Here is a 20,899-nt window from a genome sequence, read left to right on the forward strand (position 1 = left end):
CCAGCTATCCCACCTGGGGAATTACGTGAGCGACGGGGTGGGGAATTACGTGAGCGTCAGACCGCTACAGGTGGGGAATTCCGTGAGCGCCGACACGACCAGCTCCACGGCGAAGATCTTCAGGTGGCCGTCATCGTGCTAGTCGATGAGCTTGATGTCGCGACAGCTGCCCGGGCCATTCGGGCCGGTGCACGCTCGGTGCTCCCGCGGAAGGCCACCGCTACCACACTGTGCCGCACCGTCGAGGCGACGCTCGACGGGCAGACCGTGTTGCCGTCGGCCGCCGCAGTCGCGTTGGCCACAGGCGGGGTGATCGACACGGACGATCCAGCGACGCCATCCGCCCAACAACTCGGCTGGCTGCGGCGCTTGGCCGACGGCACCACCGTGGCGCAGCTATCGGGTGATGCCGGCTATTCAGAGCGGGCGATGTACCGGATGTTGCAGGTGATGTACGAGCAGATGGGCGTCGCCGGGCGGCTACAAGCGATCATGCAGGCTCAGGCTCGTGGCTGGCTCCGCTGATTGCGTCGAGCACCGGTTCAAGACGGCCGGGCTGGTCACCGCACCCGTCAAGGCGGCCGACTAGGATCGAGAACATTCGCTCCGTGCCGAGAGCAGCCGGACGGGTCTGCTTCCTCGCGGCCCGGAAGGCTGCGATCGCCGCTTCCAAAGCAGCATCGCTGGTGAGGGCACGCCAGCAGTGCGCGTAGCCGAGATACTGCAGGGCGCCAACATCCCGAGTGTCGTGGCCTCGGCGCTCTGATTCGGCCTCCAGATCGTCGAAGTAGCGGTGGGCATCGTCGTCGCGGTGGTCCAGCGCGGCGACCAGAGCTCGCAAAGCCGGAACGATCAGCGACCGTCCCTTTACTCGGATTCGAAAGGCCGCCTCAATGGCCGCCTGCGCCTTAGCCAGGTCCTCGCGCCACAGGTGGGCCATGCCGCAAACGGTGTGTAGCTGGCACTGGATGAGCAGACTTCGCTGGCGCCGGGCCCGGGCCAGCGAGTCCTCTGCCAACAGGAGAGCCTCGTCAGGCCGGCCCTGGTCGAGTAGGAGATCGGCTCGGGCATCTGCGCACGCTGTGCGCAGAGTGCTGTCGGGCAAGTCACTTGCCTCACTCTCCGCTTCTTCGATGCGCTCCTCCGCCCTTTGGAGCTCCCCGATCTCGGCGTACCACCGGGCGAGCTTGAGAGCGATGCTGACCGTTTGTTCGGAGCCGGACCGCCGCGCCAGGCCGAGGGCCTCTTCCGCTCGGGCAAGCGCCTCACGATAGTCGCCCCAGCGGCGGTGACAGTCGCCGAGCCCTTCGGCAGCAGCACATTGATCGTCGAGATTGTCTCCTAGCTCCGCCTCACTGGCAGCACGGGTAAACAGTTCCGTCGCTGCCTCGGTCTCGCCCTCATCCCGCAGCAGTCCTGCCATGTTCAGACGAATCCGCAGCCGACTACCAGCATCATCTAAAGTGTCCGCGATCGCCAAGGCCTCGGTGAACACCTCCAGCGCGTCTCTGAATCGGCCACGTGTCTGATACAAGTTCCCGAGGGCATTTAGGTTGGCCATCTTGGGCTTCAGTTCCACGAGATGCTTCCGGATATGCTCGCGACGACCGAGCAGCAGCACTTCGCTGTCCCACCGGCGCAGCAGCTCGTCCACGTCCTGCATCACAGAGTGCGCGGCCTCGTGCCGGCCAGCTCTGCGCAGGACGTCGATCAGAGCGAAGTGCACATAAAGATCGTCGATGCCGTGGACGTCCTCGGATACCTTGCATCGGTATCCCAGCTGTCTCGCGGCGTCCGCCAGCATTCTCTGCCAGCTCTGTTCGTCCACCGGCGGCTCGTCGAGCACTCGGTACGGGTCCGCAGGCGGCAGGCTGTACCGGCCGTCGTGCACGTCGATCACCCGCTGTGCCGCCAGCTTCTTCAGCAACTCCACGACACGGCGTGGGGGCAGATCGTTGACGACCGCGGCGACAGCGTCGGCGTCCACGGGTGTTCCGAACGCGACGAGTGCTGCAAGGAGACGCATTAACCGAGGGTGAAGCTGATCCTTGAAAGTGTCCGCCAGAAAGCGTGGAACCTCGTCCGGCTTACGTTCGGCCAGTTCCTCGACGAGGGTCTCAGCTCCGTACTCGCTGCCGGTCGAATGGACGATGACCTGTGCTAACCAGGCGTACCAAGGGTTCCCTCCGAGTCGGTCGCAGAGAGTGTCGATCTGCTCCGGAGCCAGGGCAGCGAGACCGAGCAGGCGGGGCGGGTCGAGTCGGCTGAGTAAACGGCCGAAGTGAGCCTGATTCAGGCCGCGCGCTTGTACTTTCTGCGCCGACCGCGGCCAGGTGTAGTCGTGCGCCGAGCGCGGTAGATTCCGGGCGACAAGGACCAGCCTGACCCGGTGGCCGGCCTCTGTCGCGATGAACTCAATGGCCTGATCGAGTTCGGCGTCGACGACCGTGCGAGTCCGGTCGTCGAGCAGGGCGTCGGCTTGGTCGATGACGATCACAGCAGGCTCGTTGAGCGCATCGGTCGCTGCGGCGAGCCGGACGTGCACGGACTCTTCAAAGACCGGACCCTGGCCATCCTCATCGCCCTCGAGGATCTTCACAATCTCCATGGCGTCCGGTCGCTGCAGCGTGGTGGCGCGACGTTCAACTACCCGCATCCCAAGGACCCGCAGCTCGGCAGAGACTGCGCGGGCGATCGCGGATTTGCCGACGCCGGCCGGGCCATTGAGGAGCGTCACCGGAGAGCCTCGGTGTGAGATCGCCACTCGCAGCTCAGCTCTTGTCATCTCCTGATTTACGATCGGCCGGGCGGTCAAATCGCCCCCAGCTCCCGAGGCGGCGAACTTCTCCGCAGTCAAGCGCACGGGATCGCTCTCCGGCTGGCGCCCCGGCATTTGCTGCCGCGCCAGCAGACAGGCGAGCCGTAGGCACCACCAGCGTCCCGCCTGGCCTGCCGAGCGGTAGGTGCTGTGCCGGACGGCCTCGGCCATGACGGACACGCGGAACTGTTTGTGCCACGTCCCCAGCCAACTATCGAAGGGAGCGTCTCCGATGTTCCTGAGGATGTCGACGACCGCTGCAAGATCGCTCGGTAGATTCGAAAGACCAGGGTTGGGTTCCACCAGGTACCGCAGTAGCGCGTTCCTCCGGGCCTGGCTGAGAGTCCCCACCTGATGCGCGAGGATGGAGACAAGGAGCGTGGCGGGATCCCGAGTCAGCGGCGCTGTGGGTTCGAAGGCGGACAGATCGATCAACCGGTAGCGGTCAGGGCGGACAACTTCCTCGGTTACCGGCACAAGTATGTTCTCGAAGTGCAGATCGCCGTGCGTGTGCCCGACTAGCCATGGTTCGGGCGAGCTCGCACAAAGCGCAGGGTCGTCCAGGCAGGCCAAGGGGTTCGGCAGAGCACCGTCTTCGTCTGTCATGATCCAAGCGATGTCGGCCGGGATAGCCCAATCATTTGCTCCGCCGCGAAGTTCGATTTCCAGGAGGCTGGGGACCGTCATCTCGCGCAGAATGAACTTGGAACCGGTCCAGTCCTCGAGCAAGCCGCGGCGGACCTCGCGACAAACCGCACCAAATTGGTCAGCATGCAGCTTGGATAGCATGTGCATACCGGTGAAGTCGTCTCCGGCGATGTGCTGACCCATGACTACGCTGCCATCAGGGCAGCCGACCGGATCAAAGGCGATGTCGACGAGATGCTCGTCGACAAATGCCCTCTGCTCGTAGTGCTTTAGCGCCGCAGAGTGTCGCGCGCTCTCCAGAGGACCAGGGCCCGGCGGGCAAATCTTTGCGATGCAGCGCACCGGCTGGGTGTTGTCCGCACTCGCGTACCCCACCACGACCGCGACGAGTTTCGCATCACTGTAACCCGAAGCCTTCCAGCCGCTGTGATCGACGTCGATGGACTTGTTGCGGCGGGCGAACTCCGCACGGACGGCCGCGGCCGTCGCCGAACCCAGCGCTTCGGCGAGCCGGTCCACCTTCGACATGGCAGCGCCTCCTCTGCTTCGCGCAGCAACCTGCGGCAGCTGTCATGCATCTGCCACCATCTGGATACTGGCAGTTGTCATCAAAGGGGGACTGTCGGAAAGCGGACACTCAGGGCGGTCCGAGGCGCTCCTCTAGCACCCGCTTCCGATATTCGAAGGCGCGTTTGTCCCTGTCGTGATAGCGGCGGAAGAACCATGCGGGAGTACGCGACTGCTGCCGGCGCAAGATGAAGAGAACGTCCTGTATCTGCCGTGCCAAAGCCACCCACTCTGGGCCAGGTGTCAGCCGGGGCCCATGTTGGTCGGCTGTCAGGCCGATCACTAACTCCCGTACGCGCGTGCGTTCTCGGGTGTTCGCTAGCTGCGTCCGGTAAGTGTCGAGGCACAGCAGTAGCAAACCTAAGGAGGGCACGAGCCAGGCGCTGATCAGCGCCGGCACGCGCACGCCGGTGGCAAACCCGATGACCAATCCGGCCAGCACCCAGATCCCGGCCACCGAGGCCAAGAGTTGGCCGTATCGCTGGCGCACTCGCGAGCCCCAAGCGAGGTTTTGTTCGAGGCAGAACAGCACGTCGTAGGGCGCTGGCACGACGGCGACGATGTAGTAGTCGCGCACCCATTCCTCGCGGTCCCGGTACCGGCTGCTGAGATCGCTAACCAGTTCCTCCGGGACTGGTGGGCCGACAAGGACCCGATTCCACGGTTGACCGAACAGGGAGGTGTCGAGCATCTCCTGCAGTGTCGCGCTGGTGCGCTGATAGCGAGCCGCCCACGGCGCCAGGGCGATCGCGTATATCGCTGTCCAGAGAGCCCCAACGAGGCTGACGGCGGGGATGGCCTTCGGTTCCAAGCGGGCGAGCAGGCCAAGAGCCGCCACTAAGAGGGAGACCGTCAAGGCGGTGGTGTGAACCCACTGCGCCCGCTTGTGCGTGACCGCGATGGCACGTTGCAGATCGAGGGAGCGGTCAGTGTTTTGCCGCGTTGCGAGCCCTGCCATCGTGTCCTTCACCCTTCATGCAATGACGCCTAGCGGGTACCACGCTATGTCCGCATCGATGGACGGCGAGCCTAGCGAGTGGCCAGGGGCCCGCAGCCATCCCTCGTGGTGCTACTTGAGGCGTTGCGTAACTCGATGACATGGCCACGGATGAGCCGCGGCGGGCTCAGACCGCTGCAATCACCGCGCGTGCTGGTCTTCCGCGAGATCGAAGGGGACAGTAAGCTCGTGGTACCGAACTCAGGGTCGACGAATGCGGTCTCTCCAGCAAGGGACACCCTCATCCCCGGAGGGGACCCCATATACAGGGGGACACCCCAAGATCGGTCAGGTACAGCTGATTCCTTGGTCAGGCTCCACTGAAGATGCCCCCGCCCGGATTCGGGTGGGGGCATCTCGCTGTCGGACGCCGGCGTCCTTACAGGGGCATCGGGTCCATATCGCAGTTCGCCCGCACCCAGTTCTCCGCGTCGACCGTTGCCGGGTGTTGCTCGCGGAGGGTCCGGTGGTAGCGGGTGCGCGTGTCTTGCCACACCGCCTGGGCCTCGTCCTCGCGGTGGAGCGCCTGCAGGTCGATGGCGAGGTTGAGCGCGGCGGCCAGTGTGGAGGGATGGTCCTCGGCCAATACGCGGCGGTAGCGCTCGAGGTTTGCCACGTCGAGGTCGTACGCCTCCTGGTATTCGCCGGAGGCGTACAGGTCGCTGGCCAGGTTGGTGGTGCAGCCCAGCGACAGAATGTGGGAGTCGCCGAGCCGGTCCTGCAGCCGGCGTACGGTCGCGATGTTGAGTGCCCGGGAGTCGTCCAGGTTTCCGCGCAGTCGCAGGATGATGGCGAGGTTGCCGCCCGCCGCGAGCGCGTGCGGATGCTCCTTGCCCAGGGTTTGCCGGAAGCGCCGGAAGTTGTCTTCGGCGATCTGTTCGGCCTCGTCGAGAAGGCCGGCCTGGCGCAGGTCGAGCGACAGGTTGAGGGCCGCCGCGAGGGTGCTCGGATTGTCCACGCCGAGCGCCACCTCGTACCGGTGGAGAGCGTCGCGGGAGAGCGCCAGCGCGCCCTGGTGGTCGCCGGCTTTGCGGCGGGTCACCGACAGGCTGCGGTTGGTCTCGAGCGTCTGCGGGTCGCGATCGCCGAGTTGCTCCACGAACGTGTGCGCGAGCAGTTCGAATTCGTCTCGGGAATCGTGATAGTCGCCCAGCTGCCGCCGGTCGATCAGAACGCCCCGCATGGCGACGAGGCTTTCGACATGGACCGGACTGAAGACCCGCACTTTGCCGTGGTAGATCTTGATGTCGAGGTCGCGCGCCGACTCGAACAAACCCGCCAGACGCAGGCTTACCGCGAGGTTGTGGCCGGCGTTCAAGGTGATCGGGTCGTCTTCGCCGAATGCGGACCGGCATCCGTCGTAGACCTCGCGGGACTTTTCGACCGCCTCCCGGAATCGGCCCTGCACCCGCAGGTCGGCCGCGACCGCCTGGACTGATTCGAAGGTCGCCTCGTGTTCTTCGCCGAACTGCGTCCGATGGATGGCGAGCAATTCGTCGTTGAGCGCGGCGGCTTCCTCGTAGCGGCCCAGTGCGAACAGCACGTATCCGAGCCACCGGCCGATCTCGAGCCGCTGTACCGGCTGTTGTTCGCCGGCCTGCGGTACCCACGCGTCGTACGCCGACCGCGAGATGAACAGGCTTTCCCGGAGGTCGCCCCACCGGGCGTGGTATTTGGCCTCGTTGATGACGAGGCGGCGGACGTATCGGTCGTCGCTGTCGGTGATCGCGCCGGAGGCCCGCAGGTGGGGATGAAGCTCGGCGTACCGGCGCCACGACGCGCGGACCTCGGGCTGGTTGGGGTCGTTCGCGGCGAGAAGGCGGTGGGCCCGGCTCCGCATCGTCTGCCGTTCCGCCTCGGTCATGCGCTGAACGAGTACGGCCTGGACCAGCCGGTGCAGCTGAATGTTGTTGTCGACGTGGTCGATGCGGGCGAGTGCGTAGCGGCTGATCTCGCGAATGGCGCGGCCGAAGATGATCGGGTCGCCCAGCGCCGAATCGGGTTCGTCCTCGATCTGGGCCGCGTTGGGCACCGACAGCAGGTTACGGGCGATCGGTTCCGGGGCTAGGAAGGCACACAACTGCAGAAGTCGCAGCGCCGCGGGCCGGCTACGGGCGAGATGGTCGAGGGAGACGTTCCACGCGGCGGCGACCGGAATCTGATAGAAGGGCTCCGGCGGCGGTCCCGCCATCAGTTCGGCGGTCTTGCTCGCGAACAGCTCGAGATATTCCTTGGCCTGCATGCCCGTCTCGTAGAGCCAGGCCGCGGCCTGTTCGATGGCGAGCGGTAGGTCCCCGAGAACCTCGGCGAGTTTGTCGGCGTCCTCGTCGGTCAGCGCCGGCCGTTCCCCGGTCTGCCGGACGGTGCGCAGTCGCAGCAGCGAGATGCTTTCCTCCCGCCGGAAGATATCGACCTCGATCGGCCGGGCGACCTTCGACCATTGCGGGTTTCGGGAGGTGACCAGGATGCGGCCGGGCCCACCGTTGGGAAAGAACTCGGTCACCTCCTCCGGGCTGTCCGCGTTGTCGAAGATCAAAAGCCATTTCGCGTACGGTTCCCCGCGTCGCAGGGCGTCCCGGACGGAGGGCACCGCCGCCGCTTCCGCCTGTACCGGCAACCCGAGGCGCTGTGCGAGCTCCACCATCCCGGAGACGATCTGCGAGGTCTGTTCGGCCGAGATCCACCAGATCACTTCGTACTCGAACTGGTGTTGATAAACGAACTCGATGACGACCTGGGTCTTGCCGACGCCGCCCATGCCGTGCAGCGCCTCCGGAAGAACGGCCGTAGTTCCGCGCGCGAGCCGTTTCTGGAGCTGTTCGAGCACATCGCGACGGCCGGTGAAGTTCGGGTTGCGCGGAGGCATCCGTCCCAGGATCACCGGCACCCGCGCGGTGGTCGCGGGGCGTATCGGGCCGATGCCGGCAGCGGGCCCGGGAAACGGCGAGAGGGTCTCCTGACTCGGTTGCACGGCGACCTCCGGGACCTGCGACAGGACGGGCGACGTTCCGCGGGGGCGCGCGAGTTGATTCTCGATCTCGACGGCGAGCGAGAAGTAGGGTCCGGTCAGGGCGCGCAGCACGACGGCCTCGATCTCGGCGAGCCGGCGCTGGCCGGAGGGGATCGAGGGGATCTCGGCCAGGGCGGGCGAGCGGATCGCGACGGCCATCAAGCGGATCATCGGGATCCGCTCGCCGAGATACTGGTCGAGAAGCCGGACGACCTGTTTCGTCGTCTGCTGTTCGGACGCGGCGAGCAGCGCGGTGCGGGCGCCACGGACGAACGCGTGAGTGATCAACCCGGCCTCGTCCACTTCGGGATCGGGCGCGACCGGGCGAACGAGGCCGGCCACGACGATCTCGGCCAGATGCTCCGGGCGTGACCGTGGCATCAGCCGGGCCTGCAGCATCCGCATGATCGGGATGTTGAGCGGGGCTGCCGCGAGCCGGCGGGCCAGTTCGACGGCCAGCGGGGAAGCCTCGGCCTGGAACAGGGTCACGAGTTGGCTCGGATCGGCGAATGACGGTCCGGCCGGTGGCATCGGTGTCACCGGCACCTCGTCCTCGGGACCGCCGACGAAGAGGCAGGGGAACTCGACCGGTTCCGGTTGGGGCACCGCGGCGATCAACTGGGCCAGCTCGTAGAGCCAGGGCCCGTCCAGCTCGATCACCGGCACGGTCAGGGAGGAAGCCGGTTCGCCGGGTTCGATCGCGGGTTCGTCGGGCGGCCGTTGCAGGACGGCGTTGGCAAGGACCTCGCCGAGTGGCTCCAACCGGGTTCGCTGTCCCGCGATGCCGGCGCGGCGCCAGATCTGCTGGGGCAACATGTGCACGACGACGACCAGGTGCGTCTGCCCCCACGTGCGCAGGGCCTCGGCGAGGTATCCGCGGCGCCATCCGGGAGCGGCGCCGTCGGTGCAGAGCAGGATCAGCCGCGCTCGGCTCTCGTCGATCAGGCTCTGGGCGGGCCGTTCCGGTTCCGGGTCGATCGGACCGGCGAGCCGGGCCGGCTCGGATGCCCCGACCGGGACGCGCAGACGCCAGCGACGGACCCGGCGGAAGGCTTCCAGCTGGGCGGCTCCGTCGGCGAACGCGTCGATGGTCTCCGTCCAGAGCTGCATGGAGTAGTGGTCGTCGACCACGACCTCCAGGTCGAGCCCGGCCCGGGCCGATTCAGGACCGTCGAGCAGGTTCAGCCCGTCCGCGACGGGGTTTTCCGCGGGATGGCTGACGACTACCGGCCATCGGGCGTCGCCGCCGGGCAGGTGGACCGTGTGATGTTCGATCAGGAGGGCGTCGTCCAGCGACAGGCGGGACACCGGGCGTTCCTGACCGGCGGGTGGTGACGACTCGGCCACTTTTTACTACCTATCGCTCGTGGTCGACCCGAACTCCCCTGGAAGGCGGGACGGATCGTCCCAGAGAAGGACGAGCCCTTGACCGACTCCTCTGTCATCCTCATTCATCGATGTCGTGATTCTCAACTTTGATGCACGATCCGGGAGATCAGCCATCCCACCGCCGACAATCAGGCTTTCGATGAGTTCGTAGAACGGTGATGCCGGCGCTTCGGTGCGATGCCAGATGACGATCGGGACACCGGTGTGGATGGCGATCCGAATTTCCCGGGCGGCTCCGTCGGAACTGCCCGGGGGCGGTTCGCTGAGGATCATCGTCACGATCCTCTCGTCCCGGCTGATCTCCTCCAGCAGCGAGTGCAAAGGACCCCCGCTCGGAAGCCACTGGGCGCTCTCCGGCGACTCGTGCAGGGTGTTCCACCGTTGATGCCACACGCGGCGACGACGGAGGTCACGGATCCGGTCCAGGCTGCGGACGACGACCGGGTAGTCCTTGTAGAGCTGAATGGGGCCGTCGTCCGGATCCATTTCCTTACTCCACTGCTCGACCGGAAGATTGAGCAGGTCGAGAGGAAGCAGGAACTCAATTCGCAGTTTGCCGTACCCGGACGGCCACTGTGCCTCCGCCGACGCGACGATCTCCTGAACCGCCATCTCCAGACCGGCTTTCGGGGCGATGCGGTCGCGGCCGCGTTTGAACTGCTGATCGGATGCCCATTGCGTCCACGAGATCACGGAGAAGAATCCCGGCCGGTCGAAGTCGATGGCGATCAACAGGGTCGGATCCCATCGCCGGCCGACCGTGGTGCGGGTCAATCCGGAACAGGCCCGCTGGAACGCGCCGGCGATGTCCCATTTCTGGACCAGGCGGGCGAGGATGCCTTGCAGCGCAACCGCTTTGCTGCCGGGAAGCAGGTCCGCGACCAGCCAGAGGAAGAGCATGCACGGGGGAACCCGGTCGGTGCCGCCGTTGAGCCCGACGAGATGGGCGAACACCCGCCACGGATCGACGCAGTAGGAGGGCGGCGGGCGGAACTCGTACGGAACGGTCCGCCGATAGAGATCGTGCAGATTGGCCAGGCGCAACGATTCCAATTCGGTACGCAGCAGCCGCCAGTCGGCGTCGCTGAGGATCATCGCCGCGTTCCACTCGTCGCGGAGCTGTTGCAGATCGAGCAGTTGGTGTGGGCGGAGATAGCCCTCGGACACGGCGATGAGAGTTTCCAGGCAGTCCGCGCCCGCGCACTCCTGGACGATGAACATCAGGTGGGTGCGCTCGTGATCGATCGGCTCCACCACCAGATCGCCGGAAGAGCGGGCCGAGACTCCCTCGACCAGGCTGGTCCGGTCCTCGATCGTGCTGAAACTGCCACTTTGGTGGAGCACGGAGGCGATTCCGGCTTGAATGTCCGAGCGGACCACATGTGGCGCCCAGGGCTCGGGCCCGAGCGGAGAGGATGACCCCGTCACCGTCGGGTACTCAGGAATGCCCGCACCGGTCTCTCCCTTCCTGTGCCGAAAGCCGGTCGACGGGACCGTGGGCGGGAACGGCGGATCCGTCAACCGGCGATCGGGAAGCTACCCGGAGACTACTGATAGTACGGTCGCGACCGCGACCTGTACTACCCGAACCAGTAGGCGAGGGACAGCGCCGCCACCGTCTCGCCGAGCGCGGCCAATCGGAGTGCGACGGCGCGGACCAGCTCAGGACGGCTGAGGAGGGTCGTCGGCGTCTCGCCGAGAGCGGCCATCGACAATCCGAGACCTACCCATCCACGCGGGTCTCCCGGATGCGCCGACAGGTGCCGATCGTAAAGATCCAGAGCGGTCTTGTGATCGCCGTCGACGAAGTGCACATCGCCCTCGATGACGCCCGGCACTTGATCGGCGCCCGTCGCCGGTTCCGCTTGTAGAGCGCGGAAGCTCTGCGGCTCTCGCAGGCGGACGCGGGCGAGAACGGCACGGCTGTCGAGCCGGCCGACGCCGCGGTCGACCACCGGCACCGGATCCGGGGTCGCCGAGATCGTGGGCCTGGGCGCGCGGGCCAGCCAGGCGGCTGTCATTGTCTCGACGGTCGCGGAGGCGGCAGGCAGGTGATGGCATCGCCACTGAGAGTAGTGGTCGTCGGCCGCGGCTTCGGCGAGCGACCGGATCTCCGGATCGACGAACTCGTCCATCCACTGCCGAACCGGCTGGGACAGGTTCGCGACGAGCCGGCGCCCGAGCGGAGTCAGCGCGGGGTGGTCGGCGAGGGTGGAGAGAACCCGGTGGAGTTGAAGCCGCCACAGGGCGAACTCGTACCTGGCTACGGGATTTCCGCGGCCGCGGAAGAACGCGACGAGCCCGGTGAACGCATAGGTGCCTTGGATCAATCCGGGTAGGGGTCGTGGGTCGTCCCGCCACGGAGCGTAAAGGCGGGGACCGGGATCCTCGGTTACGAAGTGTGCTAAGTGGAGCAGCGCTCCCAGGCGTACGTGCTGGGTCTCGTGGATGAACGTGGCGGCGAGCTGTTCGGCGTCGTCCGGAAGCGACGCCACCACTGCGGCGAAGGCCTCGTCGCATGAGGCGCTCAGCGGCCGGTAGCGCTTGCCGGCGGGCATCGGCACGAGGACCTTCAGGGCGGCCGCCACCGACTCGGCCCGCTCCTGATCCTGCTTGACGAGGATCTCCCACGCCTCGGCGACGTCGGCACGCCAGCGGGCCACGTCCTCAGTGGACAGCGGCCCGGGTGCGGAGTAGCCGCGGAGGTCGCGGTAGGGATTGAAGTCGTCGAGGACGAATTCCAGGCGCGCGCCGGCCGTCTCGGCCACGCACACCGTCGCGGCTCGCCAGCCCGGGCCGGCCGGTGCGATGGTCACTTGCCGGTCCTCGGCGCTCACGGTCGTCCGGCCGGCGCGAGTCTCCACACGGGCCGTCACCGAGTCGAGCCCGGCGAAATCGGCGTAGCCCGTGCCCGGTAAGACGGCCAGTCCGTGCCGGACCGGAATGTCGATCGCGAAGTCGATGCCGGCCCAGATCGCGGCAGCGGCGGCGATCGCGTGCAGATAGCCGAGATCGAGCCAGAGCGGGGCGGGATCGCTGACCACCCCTCGCAGACGGCGGAACAGATGGGCGGCCCAGATTCCGGTCAGCGGGTACATCAGGGCGCTGTCAGCCGCCTGCGGGTCGGCGCGTTCCACCTCGGCCAGCAGTTGCCGGGCACGGTCGGCCGGGGGAAGCGGGCCGGCATCGACGTCCCGGTCGAGCAGCTCGCGCAACAGTCCGTAGAGGACGACGAAACGTGCGCTGCGCTCCGACACGGCCAGGCGATCGACCGCCGCGGCGGTCCCGCCGCCGCTGGTCAGCTCGGCGAAGTCACTCGCCGACACGTGGTGAAAACGGCTGGTGGTCCGCCCCGGCACGGCGGCGACCTGACGTTCGAGGGTCACTGCGCCGATTCTCGTTGCATCTGCACGTGCACGGCAAGGCAACACGGCTCACCATAGGGTGAAACCGGTTACGGAGATGGTCAATCCAGCCGTTGTGGGTTATATCCGCTGATCGTCTGGCTCGGCTCGTCGATGCGGCGCAGGAACTCGGCCAGTTGGCGCTCGAAGGTGCCGGGATCCTCCTCGACGAGGTGAGCGAAGCTCACCCCGCTCAGGTCGGGTAACCCGCTTTCGACTTCCTGCTGCTGGGGCATCCCGGTGTCCACCTTCGAGATCGGCCGTGTGCGGCCTGGCGATGCCGCGATAGTAGCTGACCCTCGACTAGTACCTGTCCGTGGCTCGCCCAGGGCAAGAACGCTCCAATCGGCACCGAACGTAACGTCCCTGTCGAAACTGAGCGTGACGTTACGGCGATCACCTACCGTCAGGTGGATCGTAACGCCGCCTCCTCGGGGCGGAGACGGTTTCACCTATTCCGGCGGCATCTCCAAACGGCCGATCAGCGAACGGATAGCGGACTCCTCGGCCGGCGACGGGCCCAGATGGGAAACAACAGCCATCAGGGCGGGAAGTCCGCCGGCGCGAATGAGGAGTGCCGTGACAAGGTCGTGCAGGTAGCCGGCGCGGTCGGTCTCCGGCCGCACGTCAAGATCGCCGCCGACACGTTCCCGGATCAGGTCGGTGAAGTGCCGCCGGGCCCCGGGCGTCGAGGTCGCCGGCAGCATCGCCAGTTCCGCTTCCAGCTCGACAGCAGCCCCCATCCCGTTACCAACCATCGGTGCGCCTCCTCGCCGGCCCGGTGGGCATGGCCAGAGAGGAAGATAAGACCTGAACGCACCTGGAGCCGGTTGGCCGTCAAGAGGACAGTGCGCGCGGGCCGCTATCGCGTCAGGAACGCTGTCTCGCCCGGGCGGCGGTCGACGAGTCGCCGGTCGGTGCGGCACAGGTCACGTACCGAGCCGGCGAGGCGGGCGGCCAGGTCGGCGAGTGCGGTGGCGTACGTTTCGGGTTCCGTCTCCACCCGGCGCAGATAGATCGCGCAGGCGCCGTAGACGTCCTCCAGGAACGGGGTGGCGTGGCTTCCGACGGCCAGGTCGGCGAGCACCCGCTCGATGTATTGACGCGTTGCCAGGATCGACTCCGTCGAGCGGCGCAGATCCTCTTGCTGAGCGGTGTTCAGCGGTCCGCGCTGGTCGACGGGTTGATGGGTGAGCGCGCGGCTGCGGGCGAGACGATCGATAACGCTTTGTACGAGCCGATGCTCGGTGCGGCGGGTGGATGCGCGGGTGAGGCCCCACGAGGAGAGGAGGGCGAGGCCGGCGCCGGCGAACGTCCCGACCAGATTGGAGGACACGTCTGACCAGAACGACACAGAGTCAGTCTAGAGTCACGGAGTGACGAACCGCCATGTGGCCGATCAGCGCAGCGTCTTCCTGGTGGCTGGGCGGGACGACGCCACCATCGCCGCCGTGGTTACCTTCATCCGGGCTCTGGGTCTGCGCATCGTCGAGTGGGAGCAGGCCGTGGCCCACACCGGTGAGCCCAATCCGTACATTGGTGATGTGGTGCGGGCCGGCATGGAGATGGCGGCCGCGACACTGGTGCTGTTCACCCCCGATGACCTCGTGCGCCTGCGCGACGACCTGCTGCGCGACCACGACGGGCCCGCCGAGCGGAACGTGGCCGGACAGGCACGGCCCAATGTGCTCTATGAGGCCGGCTTCGCGGACTGCCTCGGACGTGACCGCACCATCCTGGTCGAGGTCGGTCCGGTCAAGGCGTTCACCGACGTCTCGGGCCGACATGTCGTGCGGTTCGACGGCAGTCCCATGCATCGCAAGGCCCTCGTGTCGCGCATGGAGTCGGCCGGTCTGAAGCCCGACATCTCCGGCACCGACTGGCTCCATGTCGGCGATGTCGCGGGCGCGGTCGCCGCGGCCGGGGTGGCGCTCATCCGTTCCCGGCAGCCGGAATGAGTCATCGCTTCGACGGACGCCGTCCGGGTCCGTCGAAGCTAGAGTGACGAAGATGGAGTCGGCCGAGGTGGACGAAGAGGCGGTGGCCGACGCCCTCGAGATCCTTGACGAGATCCAGGTCTGGCGACTTGCCCCGAGACGCTGGGACCAGGTGTCGGAGCTCCTTGACCAGATGGCCTCGACGATCGACCGGCGCGACGCCACCGCCGTGCTGTCGGCGGTCGCCGACCTGCAGCGCAACGGCCCGACTCGAGTTCAGCGCATCGGCGTCGGCGCCATCGCCGGGATTCCCGAGTCGATCACGGATCGCTGCAACGCGCTCACCCGAGCGCTCGTTCGCCTGCTGCGTACCGACGAGCCGGAGGCCGGCCGTGCCCGGAAGCGCCCTTCCTGAGCAGGAGTTCGTCGCCCATATCTTCGCTCCTCTGGCCGGACCGCGGGCCGACGACGCCTATGCCGAGATCGGGCGGCTCTGGGCCCGGTGCCGCGATCAACTCGATCTGAGCGAGCCGATCCTGACCGGGGTTCCGGCCGTACTGCCGCCGGCGCGACCGCGGGACGGGCGCGACGGCCCGGTCGCCGGCCTGCAGGACCGGGCGGTCAGCTACCAGCTGATAGCCCGCTGCGAGGGCGACATGCTCAACGTGTCGCTGGTCTTCGCCAGTCCACCCGCCCCGCCGATCCGCCGCGTCCGCATCGGGTCGGCCAGCCCGCCCGGGTGGGCCGAGTTCGCCCGATGGTGGTCGCAGCTCACCGTCGGGGGCCTCGGCGCGGTCCTCGGCAGCGGGCTCGTCTTTCAGGCGAAACGGCCGCCGTCGAGCACCGATTGGAACGCCTGGGGTGCCGAGGCCTGGGCCGCGATTCCGCCCTCGGAGGACGACGCCGCCGAGTGGTGGCGACGCCCGAGCGAAGTGACCCCGGGCGTGGTGGTCTGGGATGTGACCTCCGGAAGGGACAGCGCCCATCGCCGGCTCGTCATTCTCGCCGAACCGGAGCGTGACGCGGCGATGAGCGCGCTCACCTGGAGTTCGGGCGGGAGCGCGCTGCCGCCGCTGGGCCGCTATCTGATGCATGCCGCGAGGCTGCGCTACGAGTCCCGCGTGCGGGGCGATGGTGGCCAACTACTAGCCCTGCGCCGCCGGGTGGAGCTCACAGCCAACCGGATAGAGCCCGGTGACAGCGCGGCACCGCTGGCCTCCGACGAGGCATTGCTGGTCGGCACGCTCGACGAGCTGACGTCGATGCGGCGCACTGTCGAGGCGGGCGCGCGTTACATGCGGGCCGTGCTTCCCGAGCTCCTGCCCGCCGACGACTCCCTGCAGAAGTGGCTCCGGAAGAAGCTGGCCGACGACGTCGAGGTGCTGGAGGCCGCCCGGGTACGCGCGGCCGGGCTGCGCAAGCTGGCGGGTGGGGGAGCCCCCGGCCAACGGGCCTCCACATTGCTCGATCCGCCCGCGGTCGCGGCCACTCCGATCAGCCCGCTGCTGACCGATCTCGTCGAGACGCGATTGGGATTCGGTGTCGACGTGATCGGCTACAGCAAGCGCCCGGCGCCCCTCAAGAGCGAGGTGCAGCAGCGGGTGGCCGGACTGATCGGACAGGTGCTCGACGATGTGGGGCTCCGTCTCGACGAAACCGACCGGCAGGACGCCGGTGACGGTCTCATGGTCGTCATGCCGGCGAAGGTCGAGCTGCACCGGGCGTTGCCGCGGCTGCTTTTCGGCTGGCGCAACCGTCTTGCCGTTGACAACCAGGCACATCGCGATCGGCTTCGCCTCCGGGTGTCCGCTTCGGTCGGTCCGTTCGCCCGGTCGGCGTTGGGTTTCTCCGGTGACACGATCATCGAGATCGGCCGGATGCTGGACAGCCCACCACTGCGTCGCACGATGGTCGACCGGCCTGAGCTGGACGTGGCGGCCCTGGTTTCCGAACGGCTCTACCAGGACGTGGTCGGTGAGGGCTGGCCGGAACTCGCCCCGGAACAGTTCGAACACCTCGAGGTCGAGGTCAAGGATTTCCGCCGGCGGGCCTGGCTGTGGACGGGCGACGACCGGGACGGGCTGTCGGCCGGGCTCGTCCGTGAACTGCGGGCGGCGGCCACGAAGGTCATCGGCTGGCAACTGGCCGAGCTGCGCTGGCGCCTCGTGGAGCGCACGCTCCAGGTTGCGCTCGACGCGATGGAGGCGTCGGACGAAGACGCCCTCGGGTCGGCGGTCGGCGAGCTCGAGCTGCTGGGCCCGGTGCGGCAGGGCCGGGTCGGCGGCGGCCCCACCCTGCCGTGCCCGGCACCCATTCAGATCCAGGCGCGCCGGCTCGTCGAAACTCTGGACGTCGAGAACCGGTGAGCGGCATGAGGGTGTTCGACCCCGAGATGGTGGTACATGTCTTCGCACCGCTCTCCGGCCCCCGCGCGGACGAGGCCTACGCGGAGGCGCGACGAATCTGGCTGCAATGCCGCCTGCTGCTCGGCATGGAGCATCCCATTCCGCAGTGGCCGCAGCACCTTCCGGCTTCGCTCGCCGATCTGCCCGGCGGCGCCGAGGTCGTGTTGGCGGCGCAAGAGCGCACCGGTGCCGACTTCCAGGCCATCGCGCGACGGTTGGACGACGTGCTCAACCTGTCGGTGATTCTCTCGTCGCGTGACACCTCCCGGCCCGACTGGTCGGAGCTGGTCAGCCAGTGGTCTACGGTCGCGGCGCCCTGGCCTACGGAACTGCTCCGGGGCGCCCACCTCTACCAGGCCAAGATCGAGGGTGGTACCCCGCAGGATCTCGACGCGACGCTTGCCCAGGCGCTTGCCGGCGGTCTTCCGGTCGCTCTGCCGGAGCGCTGGTGGACCGGCGGCGATCCGATCGGCGCCGACGTGGTGGCCTACTCGGCGGTGGAGTCGGGCAACCCGCGGTCGACGGTGGTATTGGCCGCGGCCGAGCGGGCCGCCGAACTCAACGCCTGGACCTGGTCGGACGGCCAGGCCAACCTGCCGCCCGCGGCACGCCGCCTGCTGCATCCGTCGCCCGCGCCGGCGCACCGCCGTCCATCCGTGAACCCTGCTCCGGCTCCCGTCACCGACCTGGCCCGGAGGGTCCTCGTGTGCACTTCGGACACCCAGGTACGCGACCGGATGCACGCCTTCCTGCGGCTGATCGATCTCAAACCGGTCGAACGCAACGAGTGCGTCGAGGCCACCCGCAAGACGATGCCGACGACCCGCGAAGTCATGATCGCCGGGCAGCAGTTGGCGCAGGCCACGATCGTGGTGGCGACACCGGAAGAGGTGTCCGAATCGGGAACGCTCCGGCCGAGTCAGGATCTCGTCTTCGAGGCGGGCATCGCCATCGCGCTGTCCGAACGGCAGGTGATCCTGGTGATAGCGGGGGACCCGATGTTGCCGGTGGGCATGCGCGACGGCGGCATCGTGCTGGACGACGAACCGGTGACGAAGGCTTCCATCGTCTGGCATCTGAAGCTTGCCGGATGCGAACCCGACACGGACGGCACGACCTGGCTGGCGCCCGGTCCGTTTCTCGGGCTCGAGGCGTACACCCGCGGCCGGCCCGGCTCCGGAGCCGGGTGAGGTCAGCCGGCCGGGGTGTCCTCGTCGTCGGAGGAGCGCGAAGGCGCGGGGAACCGTGCTTCGAAGGAGTGGATGACCGCCCGGCCGGTTTCGGTGTCGGCGCCGACCGCCTGCTCGACCGCCGGCGACGCCGCCCACATCCACTACCCGGCCGGCGGCCAGGGCCTCAACACCGGCGTCCAGGACGTGGTCAACCTGGGCTGGAAACTCGAGGACGGCGACGGCCTTCTTGACTCGTACGAGGGTGAGCGCCGCCCGGTCGCCTCCCGCGTCCTCGACAACACCCGGGCCCAGACCGCTCTGACCCGGGTCGATCCGCAGACCGCGGCGCTTCGCGGGGTGTTCGAGTCGTTGATCGCGCTGCCCGATGCCAACCGGTCGCTGGCCGAGATGGTGAGCGCGCTCGACGTCCGCTATCCGCTTGGCGAGGGCGCCGGCCACCGCGCCCCTGATCGCGGCCGCCCGTTGCTCCTGCTGTGTGGACAACCCCGCCACCAAATGTGCTCGTAACAGCCACCGACGGCCCGAGCATGCTGATTCGCCCGGACGGCCACGTCGCCGGCGCGTGCGGAAGCCCTCAATCGCTGGTGCCGCCCCAGCTTTAACGAGTAAGTTTCCAGCGTGACGATCGCCGACCTCGACCGCCCACGTCTCGAGCGGGCCAAGATCGCGGTCGGCATCACGTTCGGCACCAACGGGCTCGCGTTCGCCGGCTGGTTCGCCCGCGCCCCCGCCGTCCGGCACGATCTGCACCTCTCGGCGGCCGGTTTCGGCCTGCTCCTGCTCTGCATCTCGGTGGCCGGCATCGCCGCGATCCCGCTGGCCGGCCCGCTCGTGCAGCGCGTCGGCCCGGCCCGCGCGGTGCTGCTGGCCAGCTTCTCGATGGCGACCGGCCTGGCCCTGCTGGCCACCGGCACGCTGCTCGGCTCGATCCCGGTCGCCGGCGCCGGCCTGGTCCTGGCCGGCATGGGCAACAGCACGTGGGACGTCAGCATGAACGTCGAGGGCGCCGACGTCGAACGCCGCCTCGGCCGCACGCTGATGCCCCGGTTCCACGCCGGCTTCAGCCTCGGCACGGTGCTCGGCGCCGCGGTCAGCGCGGCGGCCGCGGCCGCCGGCATCGCGGTCTCGGTGCAGCTCTATCTCACCGCGGCCCTCACGGTCGCGGTCATCATCTGGGCCGTACGCGGGTTCATCCCGCACCGGCCCCTCCCGTCGGGCGAGTCGCACCCGATGAGCGTCCGGCAGGCGTGGCTCGAGCCGCGCACGATCCTCATCGGGCTGATCCTGCTCGGCTTCGGCTTCGCCGAGGGCACCGCCAACGACTGGCTGGCGATCAGCCTGGTCGACGGCTACCACGCCACCGAAACCGTCGGCGCGATCGGCTACGGCGCCTTCGTCGTCGCGATGACCCTGGCCCGCATGTTCGGCGGCCACGCCATCGAACGCTGGGGCCGCGTGGCGGTCCTCCGCGCCACCGCGGTCTCCGGCGTGATCGGCCTCCTGCTGGTCTTCAGCGGCGCCGCGATCCCGCTCGCCCTGCTGGGCGGCCTCCTCTGGGGCATGGGCTGCTCCCTGGGCTTTCCGATCGGCATGAGCTCGGCCGCCGACGACCCGGTCCGCTCCGCGATCCGCGTCTCGGTCGCCGGCTCGATCGGCTACGCCTCGTTCCTGGCCGGCCCACCCCTGATCGGGGTCCTGGCCCAGCACTTCGGCGTCCTCGAGGCCATCCTGTGCGCGCTCGCCGCCCTCCTCATCGGCACCCTGGCCTCAGGCGCCGCCAGGCCGCTCCCCACACTCGCCGACTGACAGCCGGTCCCGGCCCAGCTCAGCCCGGCCCAGCTCAGCCCGGCCCAGCTCAGCCCGGCCCAGCTCAGCCCGGCCCAGCTCAGCCCAGCTCAGCCCGGCCCAGCCCGGCCCAGCCCGGCCCAGCCCGGCCCAGCCCGGCCCAGCCCGGCCCGCCACCCTGCCCTACGCTCACCCCACCCCAGAACTGGGTGGGGCCGAGTAGACCACCGCCCTACGACATTTCCGACGATCGTCCACAGGCGCCGCCGCATTGACCGGCCGCCCCCACCGGTGGATCGATGCGTGCCATGCTGTCGGCCATGGCCTACGACCGGTCCGCGGTGATCACCGTCCACCTGGCCGCCCCGCCCGAGCAGGTCTATGCCGCCCTGACCGACGCCGAGGCGCTCCAAGCGTGGTATTGGCCGGCCTCCATGGCACCCAGGGCGTTCTCCGACCCGGTGGTCGGTGGCCGGTTCGGCGTCGAGGCCACCGGCGCCGGCTTCGCGGGCCACTACACCGAGCTCGACCCGCCCCGCCTCATCGTCCAGTCGTGGCGCTGGCAGGGCGACCACCGCGACAGCCGGGTCACCCTCGACCTGGCCGAGGCCGACGGCGGCACCGACCTGACCGTCGTCCACGACCTGGTCGACGCCGCGACCGCCGACCTCTACCGGCAGGGCTGGGCGAGCTGCCTCGACCGGCTCATCGCGTACGTCTGAATGCGCAAGCCGGCACCGCCGGCC

16 protein-coding genes are annotated in these 20,899 nt (G+C 68.3%); 8 read left to right on the forward strand and 8 right to left on the reverse strand.

Annotated elements, in window-relative coordinates; all coding sequences use genetic code 11:
- Positions 1-123 precede the first annotated feature (123 nt).
- Positions 124-525 carry a hypothetical protein gene (locus AB0M88_RS10845; RefSeq protein ID WP_364098750.1) on the forward strand — a complete coding sequence of 134 codons (402 nt, stop codon included), beginning with the start codon at positions 124-126 and terminating at the stop codon, positions 523-525.
- Here the strand turns inward: AB0M88_RS10845 and AB0M88_RS10850 are convergent.
- From AB0M88_RS10850 to AB0M88_RS10885, 8 genes are all read right to left on the reverse strand, one after another.
- Positions 491-3,994, reverse strand: a complete 3,504-nt coding sequence (locus tag AB0M88_RS10850) for a tetratricopeptide repeat protein (RefSeq protein ID WP_364098753.1) — start codon at positions 3,992-3,994, stop codon at positions 491-493. The two genes, AB0M88_RS10845 and AB0M88_RS10850, sit on opposite strands and share 35 nt — an antisense overlap.
- A gap of 109 nt (positions 3,995-4,103) precedes the next feature.
- Positions 4,104-5,003 (reverse strand): S-4TM family putative pore-forming effector, encoded by a 900-nt coding sequence (locus tag AB0M88_RS10855; RefSeq protein ID WP_364098756.1) that lies wholly within the window; start codon positions 5,001-5,003, stop codon positions 4,104-4,106.
- Between the two features lie 406 nt (positions 5,004-5,409).
- The gene (gene fxsT / locus AB0M88_RS10860; RefSeq protein WP_364098759.1) at positions 5,410-9,348 is read right to left on the reverse strand and encodes an FxSxx-COOH system tetratricopeptide repeat protein; all 3,939 of its coding nucleotides are present in this window, start codon (positions 9,346-9,348) and stop codon (positions 5,410-5,412) included.
- Between the two features lie 45 nt (positions 9,349-9,393).
- Positions 9,394-10,809, reverse strand: coding sequence for a hypothetical protein (locus tag AB0M88_RS10865; protein ID WP_364098762.1), 1,416 nt, complete (start codon positions 10,807-10,809; stop codon positions 9,394-9,396).
- A 200-nt stretch (positions 10,810-11,009) separates the two neighbouring features.
- Complete coding sequence (locus AB0M88_RS10870) at positions 11,010-12,815, reverse strand: HEXXH motif domain-containing protein (RefSeq protein WP_364098765.1); 1,806 nt, start codon at positions 12,813-12,815, stop codon at positions 11,010-11,012.
- 80 nt (positions 12,816-12,895) lie between these two features.
- Positions 12,896-13,069, reverse strand: coding sequence for a hypothetical protein (locus AB0M88_RS10875; protein WP_364098768.1), 174 nt, complete (start codon positions 13,067-13,069; stop codon positions 12,896-12,898).
- Positions 13,070-13,285: 216 nt separating this feature from the next.
- Entirely contained in the window at positions 13,286-13,591 is a 306-nt protein-coding gene (locus AB0M88_RS10880; RefSeq protein ID WP_364098771.1) for a hypothetical protein, read from the reverse strand.
- 104 nt (positions 13,592-13,695) lie between these two features.
- On the reverse strand, positions 13,696-14,187 hold the full coding sequence (locus AB0M88_RS10885) for a hypothetical protein (protein ID WP_364098774.1): 492 nt from the start codon (positions 14,185-14,187) through the stop codon (positions 13,696-13,698).
- A gap of 22 nt (positions 14,188-14,209) precedes the next feature.
- Here AB0M88_RS10885 and AB0M88_RS10890 point away from each other — a divergent pair, with 22 nt between their 5' ends.
- The 7 genes from AB0M88_RS10890 to AB0M88_RS10920 all read left to right on the forward strand — a co-directional run bounded on the left by AB0M88_RS10890 (position 14,210) and on the right by AB0M88_RS10920 (position 20,875).
- The gene (locus AB0M88_RS10890; protein ID WP_364098777.1) at positions 14,210-14,791 is read left to right on the forward strand and encodes a TIR domain-containing protein; all 582 of its coding nucleotides are present in this window, start codon (positions 14,210-14,212) and stop codon (positions 14,789-14,791) included.
- A 52-nt stretch (positions 14,792-14,843) separates the two neighbouring features.
- Entirely contained in the window at positions 14,844-15,185 is a 342-nt protein-coding gene (locus tag AB0M88_RS10895) for a CATRA system-associated protein (protein ID WP_364098781.1), read from the forward strand.
- A complete protein-coding gene (locus AB0M88_RS10900; protein WP_364098784.1) occupies positions 15,163-17,136 on the forward strand; it encodes a CATRA conflict system CASPASE/TPR repeat-associated protein in 1,974 nt (657 codons plus the stop codon). Before AB0M88_RS10895 ends, AB0M88_RS10900 begins: the two co-directional genes overlap by 23 nt.
- A 5-nt stretch (positions 17,137-17,141) precedes the next feature.
- The gene (locus AB0M88_RS10905) at positions 17,142-18,365 is read left to right on the forward strand and encodes a CATRA conflict system CASPASE/TPR repeat-associated protein (RefSeq protein ID WP_364098787.1); all 1,224 of its coding nucleotides are present in this window, start codon (positions 17,142-17,144) and stop codon (positions 18,363-18,365) included.
- A 72-nt stretch (positions 18,366-18,437) separates the two neighbouring features.
- A complete protein-coding gene (locus tag AB0M88_RS10910; RefSeq protein WP_364098790.1) occupies positions 18,438-18,875 on the forward strand; it encodes an FAD-dependent monooxygenase in 438 nt (145 codons plus the stop codon).
- Between the two features lie 111 nt (positions 18,876-18,986).
- Positions 18,987-20,174, forward strand: coding sequence for an MFS transporter (locus AB0M88_RS10915; RefSeq protein ID WP_364098793.1), 1,188 nt, complete (start codon positions 18,987-18,989; stop codon positions 20,172-20,174).
- A 278-nt stretch (positions 20,175-20,452) separates the two neighbouring features.
- On the forward strand, positions 20,453-20,875 hold the full coding sequence (locus AB0M88_RS10920; protein ID WP_364098794.1) for an SRPBCC family protein: 423 nt from the start codon (positions 20,453-20,455) through the stop codon (positions 20,873-20,875).
- Positions 20,876-20,899 lie beyond the last annotated feature (24 nt).

The organism is Actinoplanes sp. NPDC051411, assembly GCF_040682075.1.
Lineage (GTDB): Bacteria > Actinomycetota > Actinomycetes > Mycobacteriales > Micromonosporaceae > Actinoplanes.

Excerpts from the sequence above, each read along its gene's own strand:
- AB0M88_RS10895 (WP_364098781.1), top strand. The coding sequence starts at position 14,844 with ATGGAGTCGGCCGAGGTGGACGAAGAGGCGGTGGCCGACGCCCTCGAG.
- AB0M88_RS10920 (WP_364098794.1), top strand. The coding sequence starts at position 20,453 with ATGCGTGCCATGCTGTCGGCCATGGCCTACGACCGGTCCGCGGTGATC.
- AB0M88_RS10880 (WP_364098771.1), bottom strand. The coding sequence starts at position 13,591 with ATGGTTGGTAACGGGATGGGGGCTGCTGTCGAGCTGGAAGCGGAACTG.
- AB0M88_RS10905 (WP_364098787.1), top strand. The coding sequence starts at position 17,142 with ATGAGGGTGTTCGACCCCGAGATGGTGGTACATGTCTTCGCACCGCTC.
- AB0M88_RS10850 (WP_364098753.1), bottom strand. The coding sequence starts at position 3,994 with ATGTCGAAGGTGGACCGGCTCGCCGAAGCGCTGGGTTCGGCGACGGCC.
- AB0M88_RS10875 (WP_364098768.1), bottom strand. The coding sequence starts at position 13,069 with ATGCCCCAGCAGCAGGAAGTCGAAAGCGGGTTACCCGACCTGAGCGGG.
- AB0M88_RS10910 (WP_364098790.1), top strand. The coding sequence starts at position 18,438 with ATGACCGCCCGGCCGGTTTCGGTGTCGGCGCCGACCGCCTGCTCGACC.